Below are 17,187 nucleotides of genomic sequence, written 5' to 3'. Positions count from 1 at the left end.
GCATGAGCATCGCCACACGTCCCGAAACCGATTCCACTCAGTCTGAAAAACCTGACGTAAACCCTGGCCGTCTGTGGGGGGCGCTGGTGGAAAGACTGGGAGGGCTGCGTGTTGTCTCTCCCGCCTGTTGCCTGATTCTGTTGACGATTGCCTGCTTCGGTCCGGCGATTACTTATGATTTCGTCAACTGGGATGATCCCTGGTATGTCGTCGATAACGAGATGATCAAATCCTGGGCACCGGGAAACCTGTACCAGATTGCGACCGAGATCGCGATCCGGAACTATGCCCCGTTGAATTTATACTCTTATCTCGTTGACCATACTTTGTGGGGGTTATGGCCAGGAGGATATCACCTGACCAATATTCTACTGCATGCAATGAATGCAGCCTTGGTCTATGTGCTGTTGCTTCGTTTCGTTCCGAACCGAACGGTTGCCTTCGTTGCAGCGGCGTTATTTGCCGTTCATCCTGTTCATGTTGAATCCGTTGTTTGGATTTCCTCTCGTAAGGGACTGCTTTCAGCGACCTTCATGTTGGCTTCTCTGCTCTGCTGGCTACGACCCGAACGCACCACCCGACAGGAAATCTGGGGCCTGAGTTTTCTGGTTCTGGCGTTGCTGACCAAGATCATTGCCGTAATGGTTCCACCTATCGTGCTGCTGTACGACGTCTTCATAGTGAAAAAGACGAAGTCGGAGTCCGTCGCTAGACAGTTTATTCCGGGGTTATTGGCTGCCTGGTTATTGATTATTAATATGTCCGCCCAGAACAGTGAACTGGGAGGCGTGCGGGGGCATCTTGATTTATCGCGTCTGGAAATCCTGCAGATCGACGCCGTGATCCTTTGGCATTATGTGGGAATGCTGCTGTGGCCGCAAAATCTCTCTGTCTTATATGATCCAGCGACCAGCGGCCTGGGAGGGATGGTCTGGCTGGCGATCGCAGGGTGGGGATTGGTCGCCTCTGGCGCCTGGTGTTTGAGAAATCGCCTGCCTCAGTTCGGATGGGCCCTGGCGATTATGCTGCTCTGTCTATTGCCGGTGCTGAATCTGTTCCCCATTACCACATTAATGAACGACCGATACCTTTATCTGCCTTCGATTCCATTCTTTGCACTGCTGGCAGCTGCGTTGTCGCAATGCGTAGGCTGGATAGGACAGCGATTGGGGGAGGCAATAGAGTCTCGCCGAGCATTGCTGGATTCGGCACTTTCCGACCCCAACCGTGTTCGCTGGGCGTTTTTGATGACCGGTTTGTTGCTCGTGGTCACTTATACCAGCAAGACGGCGGCTTATATGCCTGTCTGGCGAAACGGAATGTCGCTCTGGACCTATACTATTGAGCAAGTTCCGCAGTTGGCGGTCGTTCAGATTCAAATGGCGAACACTTTGCACGCGGAAGGAGAAACCCAGGCGGCAATTTCTCATCTGGAATATGCCCTGGCGAACTGCTCTCCAGACCAACTTGATCGCCAACGGATCGAACAAAAACTGAGTGACTGGCAAAAAAATTAAAATTTTTGACGACTTAGTTTTCGCGCTCTAGAAATCCGCCTCTCGATGTTAGACCTGAACGGTTCTCCCTCTCGATTCGTTCGGGCTGTGCTTTCCTCGTTGCCCGATTGAGAAAACGCTGCACATCGTGCGTGACATGCGCTCGTCTGAATTGCTACAGCCGTTTCAGACTCATTAAGACTGGGCTGGCGTGGAAAAATGTAACGGCCAGAGAAATTGTTTGAAATATTTCCGTGATGACATTGGTAAACATCACGTAACTTGGCCTCACTCTTTGGTTTGCGACTGATGTGCTGTTTACCATTCGCAACAGGCCAAAATCTGATTTGGCGCGGACAAATCCAATTTGACTCTCGAGCCCCATGTAATAAGTTTGCAGTGCCAGCCAGTCAGGTAAGCAACTCCCCGGAAGAGAAACCTCTCTCCCACATACAACGGCCGTCGCCACTGACAGGAACAACCGGCTTTACAGCCGACTGATTCGCAAACTGGTCTTTCGAACTTCGAAAGTTGAGATTTGAGTTTTTCCTCATGTGTATGAGGCGAAATGGGTGCAGAGATAGTTCCTCAGGTGTACTGACGAAACGTCTCAAAAAGTTAAGTGAGTTCACCATGAACGGTGAGCAGAATTCGAAAAATTTCAGAGAGGACTCCAAATGAAAAACTTCGCCAACAGTGTAAAACAATTCCTGATTTCAGAAGACGGCCCAACTGCAGTTGAGTACGCAGTCATGTTAGCCCTGATCGTCATCGTCTGTCTGACCGCGATCTCCGCGATCGGAACGAACGCCAACGTCAAGTTCGAAGCCGTTCGTGACGCCCTGACTTAATCGATTGACCTCAAGTCAATCTGCGAAATGGTGTGAGTCGGTCGTTCAGCCGGACGCTCTGTCCGGCTGGACGACTCTTTTCACCCTGACCTGTTTCTCTTTGAGATACATTCAACAGATTCTCAATTGGAAACCACTTGTTACTCCCAATTCTCTTCTCCCTATCCTATTGGCAGTCAGCAGAAAGCAAGAAACATGCTTCCATTCGTATTTGAAATGACTGAGAACTCATTTGCAGAAATGTCCGGTCTATTCATCGCCGGTGTCGCAATCGTGTTTTCCACCTTGTGCTGTTTTCGCAGTGCCTAGCTGCTGCGCCGAATCAGTTGAGTTCTGGCGACAGGGTCGCCTCTTACTGGCCAGGCAACTCGTTCAACAATATTAAATGCAAACAACAAATACCTGCGGGCAACGATGCGATATCGTTGTCCGCGACCGGACAAGATAGACGCGATTCTCGAAACTCCAGCAGACGTCACCTTTCACAAGTGACTTTGATGTCCGAATAAATCAGGTCCGAGTTCAGAGAATTATCACCACACACCATTCTTAAAACTACGACTCACTCCCATTACGGGATACCTGAAGATAAAGGACCCATCATTATGGATTGGCATGAATTCCTGACCCAGCACTGGGATATCAAATTCGTTTCGATTGTATTGATCGTTGCAGCGTGGATTGACGGCAAGGAACTCCGCGTTCCCAACTGGATTACCTTTCCTATGGTTCTCTCCGGCATTGTCTATTGCACATGGACAGGCGGGCTGGAAGGACTGGGTTTCAGTCTCTTAGGTATGTGCGTCGGCTTGCTCTGTCTGCTTCCTTTATACGCCGTTGGCGGGATGGGGGCGGGGGACGTCAAGCTGATGGCCGGAATGGGAGCTTGGGTCGGAGCGACGATTACCTTCTATGCCTTCTGCCTTTCCACAATCGTAGGGGCCCTGATGGCAATCTGCATGGTGTTGTACCGGAAGAGTTTCCGGAAACATTATGAGAACTTCATGATGATCCTGATGGAATGGATGGCGGTCAAAGATCCGCGGCAACTTTCCGAGATTGCCGCTCGCCGGAAACCGCAGATGTTTCTGCTTCCATACGGAATTCCGATTTGCATCGGATCGATCGCTTACTTCTGCTACGCCAACCTGATCTGATTTTGTAATAAGTACAACTGCCGGACCTGCAACCGGGTCCGGCAGAATTTTGAATGAATACAGGACAAACGCCCGGGGCGCCTTCCTTCTGAAATTGCTCAGAGTGGGCAACCGGGCTTTCCTTACATCCCCTATAACGAAACCAAGTGATAAAACCGTTATAAACTGAAGCTTTTACCATCTCCCTGCCGATGTTGTTTCTAACTGGTCTCTCCGATGTTGCGCATCTTGAGAACCGGCAAAAGATGGTGACCTTCGAATAACGACAGCTTGCTTCGTTTAACTAGCTACTGTCAAAGGCGTTAAGTTTCACGAACATGGTTCCAGAAACCTGGGTGGACTGCCTCGAAGGGAACTCAAATGAAATCGAAATCGATGATGTTATGGTTAGTCGCGCTAACCTGTGGTCTGGTGGCCATGCTCGGAGTGCGACAGGTCATGGATCGCGAACCGGCTGAAGCGGCTCAAACGATTGCGTATGGGCCAGTGCTGGTTGCAATTGAAGATATTGGACCGGGTACCATGTTGAGTGAGACGAACTCCGCCTTCAAAGAATTGCCGCTCGAGGCCATTCCGATAGGGGCGGTTACGAAAAGCGAAGAATTCCAGGAGCGGGCGATTCTCACACGCGCTGTTCCCGGTGAGCCAATTATGCTCGCCAAATTAGGTGCTCGTGGAGTCTCCGGTGCCGCAACGGAAATTCCCAACGGAATGCGAGTGGTTACCGTTAAGGTAAATCAAACAACAAGTCACAGTGGATTAATGCTGCCAGGCGACCGGGTAGACGTACTCGTGACTTTCCAGTCTCGAGAAACGTCAGGCGGTCGTTCTGAGATGCGGCGGAAGACGATGACTGTACTTGAGTTCATTAAGGTCTTCGCGACAGACTCCATGCGGGACCGGGCTGCCGATTCCTCGGAAGTCCAGGCGAAGAATGTCTCGCTGCTGGTCACGCCTGAACAAGTCAATTACTTAAAGCTGGCCGAAAGCAAAGGGGATTTGACCCTCGCTCTTCGATCACCTACTGATGATACCGAAGCCCATGTTGCCATGATTGATGAGTCCATCTTCGATGATGGTAAATCGAGTTTCGGTGTTGCCGATGAAAATCCAACCGATTATCAGAACAACCTCGAAGGTGTTCAGATCGACGAAGACAACAACGATACTAACGACATTCGCAAATTCCTTGCGAACGAGGCCAAGCCGGAAAATCCTCCTGCTGACACGGTCGCTTTGGAACCAGAACCAGAACGACCTAAATGGCAAATGACGATTTTCTCTGGACAGGAAAGCGAACAAGTCGACTTCGAATACACCGAAGATGGCAAAGCAATTCGGGTTGAAGATAGTGGTTCCAAATATCAAAGGGCCAGTATCAATTCAAACGCGGCTCAGCAGACATCGCTACCTGATCCAGATAACAACGGATTTCAGTTTTAAATCGTTCGATACGAATTATTCGACATGAATCAGATGCGTTGAAGTAAAACGAAATTATGAAGTAATCAGAAAGCTCCTGCCCTGACTAAACATCAGTGGCAGGGGACGCCTGATTGATACGGACTGTCTTCTGGCCGCGTGCGGGTAGAAGGCTTTTGGACTGACTGATTTTGTCGGCAGGATCGCCGCGGTTAGCAGTACTTACAGTACATGACAGGGAAGGGACTGATTTCAATCGAATGAGTTTTACTCAATCGGCGAAGTTAGTTCGGATCAACAACTCCTTCAAAGGAGAAGGTGCAGGGATGCAAACTCGATTCTGCCATATTAATTGCCTCAGCCACGGTATTTCTGACCGGAACTCGTCCTGTTCGACTTTTCAGAAGTCAGATTGGTCACGCTCCCGCCGACTAATGTCTGCGGTGAAGAACATCATGTTCTGTTGCGTCGCTCTCTGTCTGACGGCTTCCAGTCTATGGGCCCAGGGGCCGGAGATGGTTGGTTCCGAAGCACCTACTTCGAGCGAACCTATCATCAAGCTGGATAAACCGACTGTGCGTATCAACATGATTGAGACGTTCACGAAGGTCGTCGAGCTCAAACAGCAGATCCTGCGAGTGGATGGCTTTGACCCGAACGTACTTCAAGTCACGGCGATCACCCCGAATCAAATTCGTCTGCAGGCGATGTCACAGGGAGTTACCCAGGTAACTTTGACCGACGAAAACGAGAAGGTCTATAACCTCGAAATTTATGTCGAAGGAGACGTTCGTTATCTGCAGGCCATGATCAACGACTTGTTCCCCGACTCGGCCGTGCGAGCGATTAAAGTCTCTCCCGAATCGATCGTTTTACGAGGTTTTGTCGCTAAACCCGAGCAAATCACACGTATTGTCGACGTGGCTGAGCAGTTCTTTCCTATTGTTATCAATCAGATGGACTTCGGTGGCGAACAGCAGATCAAACTGAAGATTATTGTCATGGAAGTCCAGCGGGCCAAACTAAGGAAGTTTGGTTTCAACTTCCTCCTGCTTGGAGAAAACGGTTACTTCGCCAGTACTCCGGGACAGCTGACTCCATTGGCGAGTCTGACGAGTGCCGCAGGATCCGCTCCTGCTGCTGCTGTCCGTACCAGTGCGTTGGCTGATTCGACATTAACCTTCGGTGTGGTTCGACCAGATACCATCTTCAATGGTTTCCTTGAAGCTCTGAAAAAAGAATCTCTCCTGAAGATTTATTCAAACACCGAGTTGGTAGCCTCGAATGGTCGTCCTGCCAGCCTGCTGGCGGGGGGGGAATTTCCGATTCTTGTTCCTCAGAGTCTGGGTACTGTCTCCGTTGAATACCGGCCTTTCGGAACGAGCCTCGAAGCGGTTCCCATTCTGTTGGGTAATGGTCGACTTCGGTTAGAACTGCAACCTGAAGTTTCTGAAACGGACTTCGCGAATGCGGTGACCCTCTCTGGTACTACTGTGCCGGCGATCACCACTCGTCGCGTGAATACTCAGGTTGAAATGAACTTTGGACAGACTTTGGTTATCGCCGGTCTGTTGTCGAACCGGGATAAAGCAGAAACTCATAAGGTTCCATTCCTCGGAGAGTTGCCCTACATTGGTGCCGCATTCCGACGTGAGCAATACGATGAAGGCGAAACTGAGGTCATCATCATGGTGACTCCGGAAGTCGTCGGACCACTCTCCAGCGAAGAAGTACCACCGGGGGGACCTGGACGATTTACAACTACTCCGACCGACCGCGAACTTTATATGGATGGCATGTTGGAAGTTCCCAATTATGGCGACATGTGTTCCGGCTGCGAAGCGGGATGTGTCAGCTGTCAGGCAGGTGTTTCCGGTCGAGTGATCTCTTCTGGTGGACCTGATCAGGACTACAGAGTAATTTCAGAAGGAACAGTCATCGAGCATTCTCCAATTCAGAATGGTACGGTAATGCCAGGACCAGGACCAGAACCAGTTCAGATGCTGCCTTCACGGACCTATCAACAGCCCGTTCCGAACGAGTTACCTCCGGTTGCTCCGCCAGCGGCTCCCAGAATTCCAGACCAGACAAGTCGGTCGCAAATGATGGCTCCAAGCAACTCATTGATTCAGCCTTCGTCCGGAATGATTCAACCCGTCTCAGGGACAGTGCCGCCCCGCTCGACACCTGCACCCCGCCGTCCGCGCACGGCAAACGGTTTGATCGCTCCCGGAGGGAATTGATTTGAATTATTAACCGAATAGAAAGCTGTCCGGGTTTAAATACCCGGACAGCTTTCGAAACGAAGCATACAGTTACACACACAAGAGTGCTTAAGAATTGTTTTGTAACTCGCAGGTCGTATTTAAACCGATGTCCAAGTTGTTTGCAGATAGTCAAGGGTCGTTTCGATAAACGATCCTGGCTTTAGCATCTGCCAACAGGGAAACAGTGACAACAAGTGATTAGGTGAAACAATGAGCGGTGTCGTTCGTTTAGCAATAGTAGACCCTGATGATTCCAGCCGTAGCAATTTGAAGAACATGCTGCTCGGAATCGATACTCTTTGGCTGGAAGCAGAATGCGCTCGATATGAATTCTTCATCGATGTCGCTAAGCAAACCACGCCAGAAATAGCACTTGTTTCGCTCGATACCGATCCCGAGAAAGGATTGGATCTCGTCCTGAAACTTGGACAGGAAGTCCCAAACTGCAGCGTACTCGTCGTCAGTAGTTCTCAGGAAGGACGACTGATTCTCCGAGCAATGCGAAACGGGGCGAAAGAGTTTCTCGCGCTGCCTCTCAATCTGGAAGACTTCATGACCGCCCTGGGGCGGATCAAACAGACTAAACAGACCAGTGAGCAGGGATCTCCCGCGCGATCCAGTCAGATTATCTCCGTTGTTGGAGTGTCCGGTGGAATTGGATGTACATCGCTCGCCGTTAACCTCGGTTGTGCTCTGGCGCAGGATGAACGGAATTCGGTGGCCATCATGGACCTCGACATGGCCCTGGGCGATGCCGACGTCTGGTTGGATATCATTCCCGACTACACCATTCAGGACGTCGCGGAGAATATCTCTCGCCTCGACTTCTCGTTGTTGAAACGATCTCTTACCAAACACAATTGCGGTGCCTTTCTGTTGCCCCGACCGGTGCAGATGGAAGAAAACTCCGTGTTGACCTCTGAAGAATTGAAACGAGTGATCGCGCTATTAAAGGCGACCTTCACCCACCTCATTATCGATGTCAGCAAGTCGTTCACTCCCATCGACATGATGGCGTTGTCTCAATCGAATACGGTACTGGCTTTGACACAGCTCGATCTTCCTTCACTGAGAAATATCGTGCGTGTTCTCCAATTCTTTGATCAGTACGATAACATTGCTGACAAAGTTCAGGTTGTGGTGAACCGAATTGGTCTTTCTGACAGCCAGATCAGCTTGAACAAAGCGTTGGAAACGATTGGCCGAGATATCGGTTGGCAATTCCCAAATGATTACGCCACCATGATTGAGTCCCGTAACAATGGGATTCCTCTTGTTGAGCAAGCTCCCAGAGCCAAACTGACCAAAGTCTTTCAGCAGATGGCTCAAAGCTTCAGCGGTGCGCCGGCTGAGAAGACCGAAGACGATCTGAACAAAAAAGGGAAGAGCATCTTCAGCCTCTTTAAATCGAAGTAAGTTCGCTGACTTCGTCAAAATGAATATCACTGAATAAATCAGACAGGCCTGACTTTCTCACTTGTGGAGAGTCAGGCCTGTTTTTGTTGGGTAGCTGCCCAAAGAAAGAATCGACAGGAATTACACTGATTCAAGATCAATCGAATCAGGTGCGAAAGTGCTCAAATGGGTATGGGAACAGGTGAATAATTCGTTAAGATAGAAATCATCCAGAAACTTGATGGTGGCTGTATTAAAGGCCGAAACGCCAATAGAGAAATGGACCCATCCGAGGGTTTCTGGATCGCCTGTAGAATGTCACCATCAATAAGCTCCTCTACCGGTTATTTGATCAATTCCACGAGTCAGGTGAACAATGCACCTGTTATTCAAAACGCTCTTCCTACTGGGCGGTTTTCTACTCGCTGCGATACCGGCTGCCATCGCCGATGAGCTACCGGTGCGCACTCCGGATGAGCAAAAGGGCATTGATTTTTTTGAATCTCGTATTCGTCCCGTGCTCAGCAAACATTGCTATGAATGCCACGCCGCTGATTCCGAAAAAGTACTCGGTGGCCTGCTGCTCGATTCCCGAGAAGCGATGCAAATGGGGGGGGATTCCGGCCCTGCGGTGATTCCAGGTGATACTGACGAAAGTCTGATTCTGGGCGCCCTGCGGCACGAGAATTTTGAAATGCCGCCAACGGAGAAACTTCCAGAGAACGTCATCGCCGACTTCGAAGCCTGGATTAAAATGGGAGCACCCGACCCGCGAGATGGAAAGCCCGCGACAGTACAGCCATCAATCGATTTGGAGCAGGGGCGAGAGTTCTGGTCATTCCAGCCAATCATAGAGTCAGCTGTTCCGCAGTTGGAGAACGATGACTGGGCGGAATCGAAAATCGATCTGTTTATTCTTGCCCAGTTACAGTCTGCCGATATTGAACCAGTCGGAGATGCCTCGCGAGCCAGTCTTATTCGACGAGTCAGCTATGCCTTAACAGGTCTCCCCCCCACAGCGGAAGAGGTGCTTTCTTTTTTAGAGGATCCTCGACCAACACCAGAAGCGTTGGCAGAACGGATCGATATCGGACTGGCGTCCTCCCACTTTGGAGAACGGTGGGGTCGCCACTGGTTGGATGTCGTCCGGTTTGCCGAGTCGAGTGGTGGTGGTCGCAGTTTGATGTTCAAAGAAGCGTGGCGATTTCGAGATTATGTGATTGAGTCGTTTAATAATGACAAACCCATTAATCACCTGATCCGAGAACATATTGCAGGCGACTTGTTGCCGGCAGATAATGTTGAACAGGCAGCGGATCAGTTAATTGCCACTGGCTTTATGACGCTTGGTCCAACCAATTATGAGCAACAGGATAAAACGCTGCTGCGGATGGACTTGATCGACGAACAGATCGACACTACCGGTCGTGCCTTTATGGGAATGACGTTGAACTGTGCCCGCTGTCACGATCACAAGTTTGATCCGATTCCGACAAAAGACTATTACGCCCTCGCCGGAATCTTCGGTAGCACGGAGGTCTTGACCTTCGCGAACGTCTCTGGATTCGTGACCCGTCAGTTGCCAGTCTTGCCGGAACAGCAGGTAGAAATCGATGAGTTGAAAATGCGGCGTGAGGAAACCCGCCAGCAACTGAAACAGGCAGAATCGGCACTCAAACAGGCAAAAAACGATCCTTCGTCCCAGTCAAATCTGGCAGAATTGAATGCCGAGGTGGAACGGCTGAAAAAAGTCGATCGCCAGGTAACGAACCAACTTCGTCCGATACTGGCCTATGCCATGAGTGTGAATGAAGTTGCCGAGCCTCGAGACGGTCATCTGCATATTCGCGGATCGGCACACAATGTTGGCCCGGTTGTGGAACGCGGCTTTTTGTCAGTAATTCCGAGTTCAGAAGAATACCGGGCACGTATCAATGATCAGCAGAGCGGACGTCTTGAACTGGCCGATTGGATCGTCGATGAACAGAACCCGCTAACCGCGCGAGTGTATGTGAATCGCATCTGGCAGCATCTGTTGGGCGAAGGGCTTGTCCGTACGCCGGATAACTTCGGACTGACGGGACAGATTCCCTCTCATCCTGAATTACTCGATTATCTAGCGTCCCGCTTTATGCAGGAAGGGTGGTCCACCAAACAGCTTGTTCGCGAGATCATGTTGTCACACGTTTATCGAATCGCGACAGAGCACGATCCTCATCCCGCACAAGTGGATAGCGAGAACCGACTGCTCTGGCGGGCGCATAAAAAACGACTCGATGCAGAAGCGATTCGCGATACGTTGCTCTTTCTTTCGGGAGAGCTGGATCTGAAACCGGGTGGTTTTACGATCCGCCATTTTACGACCTACGATTACGGTTACGAGTTCGACACCGTCCGCCGCTCAGTTTACGTGCCTGTCTTTCGGAATGCGATGCTCGACCTGTTTGAAGCGTTCGATGTGGCCAATCCTAACTTGGTAGTGGGTCGTCGTTCTTCAAGCACTTTACCGACGCAGTCCCTTTATCTGATGAACAGTCCATTCATGCGGGAACAAGCGGAACTGACGGCCAAACGACTTTTGTCTCAAGAACTTCCCAATGATGAAACTCGCTTGGAAGATATCTACTTGCAGGCACTCGGGCGGATGCCGACAGAGAATGAAAGACAATTGGCACTTGAATATCTGCGACAGTTTCAGGGTACGGAAGAGAACATAGATGACGACGTCGAAGGATGGACTTCGCTATGTCACTCTCTCTTTTGCTCTCTCGATTTCCTGTTTCTGAATTGATTGTTTTCCAATATCCGGTTTCCAGTTTAGGGTTAATAGCGATCTAACGACTTTGGCGTAATTTGCTCTGGTGAAATATAATGTCTCAATCCGAATACAAAAACACTCGCCGAGAATGGCTTTCGCAGGCAGCCTGCGGATTCGGTAGTCTTGCGCTAAGTAGTTTGCTGCATAGCCAGACCGCTTGCGCGAGTGAGAATCCGCTCTCGGCACGGCAACCAATGTTTCCGCCCCGTGCGAAACGAGTGATCTTCCTGTTTATGGGGGGAGGTCCGAGTCATGTTGATACCTTCGACTACAAACCGGAATTATTCAAACATAACGGACAGGATATCGACTTTACGGGCGTGCGGTTTGATACGTTTGGAAAGAAAAGCAAACGTAAACTGATGCAACCGCTCTGGAAGTTCCAGCAGCATGGCGAATGTGGCCAGCAGGTGTCGGAACTCTTTCCCGAAATGGCGAAACATGTCGACAAGCTTTGCATGATCCATTCGATGCAAACTGAGGGAGTGGCTCACGGTCCTTCCACGTTGTTTCTGCACACGGGTGCAACCAGTCTGGTGCGGCCTTCGATGGGGAGTTGGGTGACTTATGGCCTCGGAAGTCTCAACAAGAACGTACCCGGGTTCGTGACGTTAAATCCGTCTCCGAATCAGGGAGGGCCGCGTAACTATGCCAACGCCTTCCTGCCTACGATCTATCAGGGGACGGCCATTGGCCGGTCTGGAATGAAGGCGGTCGATTCAAAAATCCGCAATATCGAAAATCATCACACAAGTCCTCTGCTTCAAGAAAAACAGTTTGATTTTCTACAAGCGCTCAATCGTGCTCAGCAAAAAAATGATTTAAACAACGACCGGCTGGAAGCGACGATTGATTCATTTGAGCTGGCTTATCGAATGCAATTGCACGCGCCGGAGATCATGAATCTTTCCACGGAAACAGCGGCAACATTCGAAGCCTATGGAATTAATAACAAAGAGACCGAAGACTTTGGACGGCAATGCTTGATGGCTCGCCGATTGGCGGAAGCCGATGTCCGTTACATCCAGGTCTGTTATTCGGATGCCTCGGGAAATCCAAAATGGGACCAGCATTCCGATATGCCCAAACATGCTCAACACGCGAAAGCGATCGATCAACCTGTCGCCGCGTTACTGGAGGATCTCGAACAACGAGGTATGCTGGAGGATACTCTCATCTGGTGGGGAGGAGAGTTCGGTCGAACTCCCTTCTCTCAAAGTAATAACGGTCGCGACCACAATCCTCGCGGTTTCACAGTCTGGTTGGCGGGAGGAGGAACTCGTCCCGGTTTTGCCTACGGAGCGACCGATGAAATTGGTCATGTCGCCGTTGATAATAAAGTCCATATGCATGACCTGCATGCGACGATTCTGCATCTCCTCGGGCTCGATCACGAAAAACTGACCTATCGCCACGCCGGGCGCGACTTCCGTCTTACTGATGTGGCGGGGCGTGTAGTGCATGACCTTCTGGCTTAAGAGAGAACCCAAAACCTGGTTGTTGCCTTTTCTTTATACCGGATCCGGAGTTCTTTCGTGTCTGTAGCAGATTGAATTGGCTTATGGTGGTTTAGAACTGCTAAATTTGAGTGACCGGTACTCACACTTCAGTAATGCAAGTTCCATATTTCCAGTTCAGTTCTCACTGAATGGGGAAAGGCTCATCACCGATGCGATTCTATCTGACCAGCATACTCGCTCTTCTCATGATTCACTCCGTACTGGCTGACGATGACATCAAAGTCGAAAAAGTCATCGGACTCGAAGCGCCCGCAGGTTATAAACATCCGGCAACAATTACGGAACTTCGCAACGGCGATCTTTATATTGCCTACTACGGTGGCGATGGCGAGTACGACGGTGACACGAAGGTCTATGGCCTGCGGAAGAAGAAGGACAGCGATCAGTGGACGAATCTGGAAGTGATCGCCGACACACCGAATCGCTCGGAAGGGAACGCCGCCGTCTGGCAGGCACCCGATGGCATGGTCTGGTTGTTTTACATTACCAACTATGGACCCACATGGTCGTCGGCTCGCATCAAGTACAAAGTCTCTCGTGACGGGGCTTATACGTGGTCGGATCCTTATATGCTCAAGTTCGAACAGGGGACGATGGTTCGCACTGCTCCCATTGTGTTGAACAATGGCGATTACCTTCTGCCCGTCTATCACGAAACAGGTGAAGACCGGGATGGAACAGCAGAGGACACGAGCAGCTACTTCATGCGGTACAACCCAAAGACGCAAGAATGGACCGACAGTAACCGAATACGCTCCAAAGGGATCGGCAATCTACAGGCGCAGCCAGTACAGATTGATGACGATTATCTCATTACCTACATTCGTCGCGGTGGCACATTCGATCCGTGGAAAGAAGGAGTTACCTTCCGGTCAGAATCTCGCGATGGAGGATATACCTGGTCGCCCGCGAAACGGACCGAGTTCAAAAATCCAAACTCGGCAGTCGACTTTATCAAGTTGAAAAACGGTCACTTGATGCTCGTCTTTAACGACAACAATGAAGGGCATCGCATGCCGTTGACGATCGCAATCTCAACCGACAACGACAAGTCGTACCCATATCGTCGCCACATCGTCAACATCCCAGGCGACAGCGCCGCTTACCCAACCGCGATTCAGACGAAGGATGGCAAGATACACATCGTCTACACGTCACGGAGAAGGACGCAGATCAATCATCTCGTCTTTGACGAGTCCGCAGTGTTGAACGACACCTACAAAGTCGCACCTTAAGCGGTTGTCGATTGTCCCCACCCTCCCCATCTATTCCTCTCACATAGTGAGTGAATAGATGACTGATTATGGGGGTAGCATTGAGTATCAGTGGGTAGGGTAGCCCGGACAATCACGAGGTGTTGTCCGGGTCGCGAAGTGAAAAGCCAGTGTGAATACGCTCTTACCCTCAAACGCTTCTCAATCAGAGGGAGAAGTGTTTCCTGCCAGTCCATTTGGGAAATCAAGCGTGAAATTCTAATGCAGCTTGAATGGCCTCGATGGTAATGTCACAGACTTCGCCCAACAGATCCAGAGGCATTGCCGGGGCTGGCATCAGGATGATGACATCGCCCAGTGGTCGGATCATGAGTCCGCGTTTTCTGGCTTCGAGAGTTACCTGATGTCCCATCCGAGCCGTTGTCGGGAAGGCCAGCATTCCTTCGCGGCTACCGACAAGTTCAATGCCAACCATGATCCCTTTCTGGCGAATCTCTCCGACGTGTGGATGCTCGGCGAGTGGCGACAGTTTCTCGGCGATTAATGCGGTCTGTTTACCAATGTGTTCCAACAGGTTCTGCTGCTCGAACAGTTCCAACGATGCGAGGGCAGCGGCACAGGCAAGTGGGTTACCGGTATAGGTGTGGCCGTGGTAAAATGTTTTTCCTTCTTGGGGTTCACCGAGGAAGGCGTTGAAGACTTTATCTGTCGTCATCGTCGCGGCGAGCGGTAAGTATCCAGCGCTGATTCCCTTGGCCAGACAGAGAAAATCAGGTTCGACTTCTTCCTGCTCACACGCGAAGAACGTACCCGTTCGACCAAATCCGACGGCGACTTCGTCGCAGATCAGGGGGATATCATATTCGCGCGTTAGTTCGCGGACTCGTTTCAGATAGCCGGTGGGGTGAATTTGCATGCCTGCGGCCCCCTGTACCAGGGGTTCAATCACAAATCCGGCGATGTCCTCATGGTTTTCCCGGATCAGTCGTTCCATCTCGGCCACGCAATGTTCGAGATAACCTACCCGCGTATAACCTTCCGGAGTGCGAAGAGCGACGGGTGTCGGAACTTGAATGGTTTCAAACAGCAGGTTTCCATAGATGCGATGGAACAGCGAGATTCCACCGACGCTGACAGACCCGACCGTGTCACCATGGTAAGCGTTACTCATGCAGACAAAACGAGTCCTTTTTTCAGGCCCTCCCGCTTTTTGCTGGTGATATTGAAAAGCCAGCTTGATGGCCACTTCAACGGCGGTTGACCCACTGTCTGAATAAAAGACTTTCGATAAATCGCCAGGAGCACGATCCACCAGCGCTTTAGCCAGTTGGATGGAAGGTGGACTCGACAGACCGAGCAAAGTTGTGTGCCCAATTTTCGCGAGTTGTTCCTTGATTGCCTCATCTACCTCGGGAACCTGATGCCCATGCACGTTGCACCAGAGCGAAGATATCCCGTCGATATAGCGATTCCCTTCAATGTCGATTAGTTCGAAGCCTTCGCCCCGTTCAATGATTGGCACTTTCTCTTCCCGGAATGCCTGCATGGGGGCAAAGGGGTGCCAGACGTGATCGTTATCCCACTTGCGTAGCAGAGTAATATCGGAGAAAGAGAGCAGGGTTGATTCAGGTTGATCAGGCGTGGGGGATTTCATGGGAGTCAAACTAGGTCTATAACTATCTGGGTTTAAAACGACATCGCGGGCGGATGTTCAAGAAAACGTGTTTATTAAGTGTTTATCTAGGAGAGAGCATTCACTCGGTGATGCAGGCGAATTCGCGGAGTGCGGCCTGAGCCACTGGTTGGGGGCACGACCAAACCAGAAAGAACATTGCCTCGCGCACCATCCGTTCTGCGGGGTGACCTTGAACGAAACCGCGTCCTTTGGTCGCCGTCAGTGCTGCCTGGGTTGAACGCAGGGCAAGCGAGTTGGCCTGTTGACGAATGACACCACTGCTGTAATCCGGATCGTCCGGGTCAACTTGCCCAGAATTTGACAACCACATCTTTTCCGTCAAGGAGCGTCGCGTTCCATCCAGCGAATGCAAAATTTCTTCCAAATCGGGGCGTCTTTCGGCTTCTATACGAATTAAATCTAACGCAGTACGAGATAAGCCCACAGCGAGTGCCGACGTGGTGAGTGAACCTGTTCCGCCGCCGATTCCCAGCTTCATCACTTCATGAACTGGTCCAGCGATGACATCTTCTTCGGGGAGTTCGACGTCTTTTAATTGAACGAGACCAGTTTGCGAAGCCGTGAGCGAGAGTAGTTGTTCAGGAGCATCGCATTGGACGCCGGGCAGCTTCGTATTCAGTGCCAATAATAGCTGGCGGCCATCTTCGCAGGTTGCCCCAGTGACGATGTAATCCGCCGCAACGGCACCTGTAACCCAGGGGATGGTTCCGTTCAGTCGATAACCCGATCCACATGGTTCGGCAGAGACGGCTGGCTTTTTCAGATGTTGTCGCGACGTCGTGAGATGTGAGATTCCGACAGTGGCGTAAAGTTTTCCTGAGCAGAGATCGCGAAGCAGACGCTGTTTAAGCCCTTCATTGTCGCAACCAGCAATCCGTTGGCAGGCCCCGTTCCGTTGAGTCAGTACGAACGTAGTGCATAAACAGGCGGACGCCAGTTGTTCGTACCCCAGATTGAGTTCCGCTGAAGAGAGTGCGGAACCGTCATATTCTTCCGGAATGACCCATCCCAGTACATCAGCTTCGCCCAGCCATGCGAATTGTTGTTCAGGCCAGGAAATCGTCCCGCTGTTCAATTCACCTGTCGCATCGCGCAAGCGTGTGAGCAACGACAGATAGGCGGGAGACTCAAAACTGAGTTCCGATTCGGCAAAGGAAGACGACATAGGGGAGTTTCGTGATAGTTGAGTTTCGTGACAAAGTGAGGTCGGGCATGCTGAGGCCCTGTGAGAAAGCGTGACAGGCTACTTCGCGCGCCAAACTTATAGAACAAGGGGTCCCTTAGATGAGTAGAGCTGTTCTTCATTTTAGGGGAGGTCACTGGTAGCCAACAAGAAGCGATCCGCAGAATA

At 50.9% G+C, this 17,187-nt stretch carries 11 protein-coding genes; 9 read left to right on the top strand and 2 right to left on the bottom strand.

Translation table 11 applies throughout. The features are described 5' to 3' along the window. Positions 1 to 2: 2 nt before the first annotated feature. The 9 genes from Pla110_RS19320 to Pla110_RS19280 all read left to right on the top strand — a co-directional run bounded on the left by Pla110_RS19320 (position 3) and on the right by Pla110_RS19280 (position 14,161). Positions 3 to 1,517, top strand: coding sequence for a hypothetical protein (locus Pla110_RS19320; protein WP_144998255.1), 1,515 nt, complete (start codon positions 3 to 5; stop codon positions 1,515 to 1,517). Positions 1,518 to 2,173: 656 nt separating this feature from the next. Beyond that, positions 2,174 to 2,347 carry a Flp family type IVb pilin gene (locus Pla110_RS19315; RefSeq protein WP_144998253.1) on the top strand — a complete coding sequence of 58 codons (174 nt, stop codon included), beginning with the start codon at positions 2,174 to 2,176 and terminating at the stop codon, positions 2,345 to 2,347. Between the two features lie 605 nt (positions 2,348 to 2,952). Next, entirely contained in the window at positions 2,953 to 3,504 is a 552-nt protein-coding gene (locus Pla110_RS19310) for an A24 family peptidase (RefSeq protein ID WP_144998251.1), read from the top strand. Between the two features lie 360 nt (positions 3,505 to 3,864). After that, positions 3,865 to 4,947: a Flp pilus assembly protein CpaB gene (gene cpaB, locus Pla110_RS19305; protein WP_144998249.1), complete on the top strand. Its 1,083-nt coding sequence runs from the start codon at positions 3,865 to 3,867 to the stop codon at positions 4,945 to 4,947. A gap of 305 nt (positions 4,948 to 5,252) precedes the next feature. Continuing rightward, positions 5,253 to 7,169, top strand: coding sequence for a type II and III secretion system protein family protein (locus Pla110_RS19300; protein ID WP_197440307.1), 1,917 nt, complete (start codon positions 5,253 to 5,255; stop codon positions 7,167 to 7,169). 234 nt (positions 7,170 to 7,403) lie between these two features. Beyond that, positions 7,404 to 8,609, top strand: coding sequence for an AAA family ATPase (locus tag Pla110_RS19295; protein ID WP_144998245.1), 1,206 nt, complete (start codon positions 7,404 to 7,406; stop codon positions 8,607 to 8,609). Between the two features lie 355 nt (positions 8,610 to 8,964). Then, complete coding sequence (locus Pla110_RS19290) at positions 8,965 to 11,379, top strand: PSD1 and planctomycete cytochrome C domain-containing protein (RefSeq protein ID WP_144998243.1); 2,415 nt, start codon at positions 8,965 to 8,967, stop codon at positions 11,377 to 11,379. Between the two features lie 80 nt (positions 11,380 to 11,459). After that, on the top strand, positions 11,460 to 12,884 hold the full coding sequence (locus tag Pla110_RS19285; protein ID WP_144998241.1) for a DUF1501 domain-containing protein: 1,425 nt from the start codon (positions 11,460 to 11,462) through the stop codon (positions 12,882 to 12,884). A 191-nt stretch (positions 12,885 to 13,075) separates the two neighbouring features. Then, positions 13,076 to 14,161 carry a sialidase family protein gene (locus Pla110_RS19280; protein WP_144998239.1) on the top strand — a complete coding sequence of 362 codons (1,086 nt, stop codon included), beginning with the start codon at positions 13,076 to 13,078 and terminating at the stop codon, positions 14,159 to 14,161. A gap of 223 nt (positions 14,162 to 14,384) precedes the next feature. Here Pla110_RS19280 and bioA read toward each other — a convergent pair whose 3' ends face one another. Next, the gene (bioA, locus tag Pla110_RS19275; protein WP_144998237.1) at positions 14,385 to 15,794 is read right to left on the bottom strand and encodes an adenosylmethionine--8-amino-7-oxononanoate transaminase; all 1,410 of its coding nucleotides are present in this window, start codon (positions 15,792 to 15,794) and stop codon (positions 14,385 to 14,387) included. 100 nt (positions 15,795 to 15,894) lie between these two features. After that, the gene (locus tag Pla110_RS19270; protein WP_144998235.1) at positions 15,895 to 17,001 is read right to left on the bottom strand and encodes an acyl-CoA dehydrogenase family protein; all 1,107 of its coding nucleotides are present in this window, start codon (positions 16,999 to 17,001) and stop codon (positions 15,895 to 15,897) included. Positions 17,002 to 17,187: the final 186 nt, after the last annotated feature.

It is taken from the genome of Polystyrenella longa (assembly GCF_007750395.1).
Taxonomy (GTDB): domain Bacteria; phylum Planctomycetota; class Planctomycetia; order Planctomycetales; family Planctomycetaceae; genus Polystyrenella; species Polystyrenella longa.
Note: the sequence above shows the minus strand (reverse complement) of the source record. Positions and strands in the feature narration are given on the sequence as shown.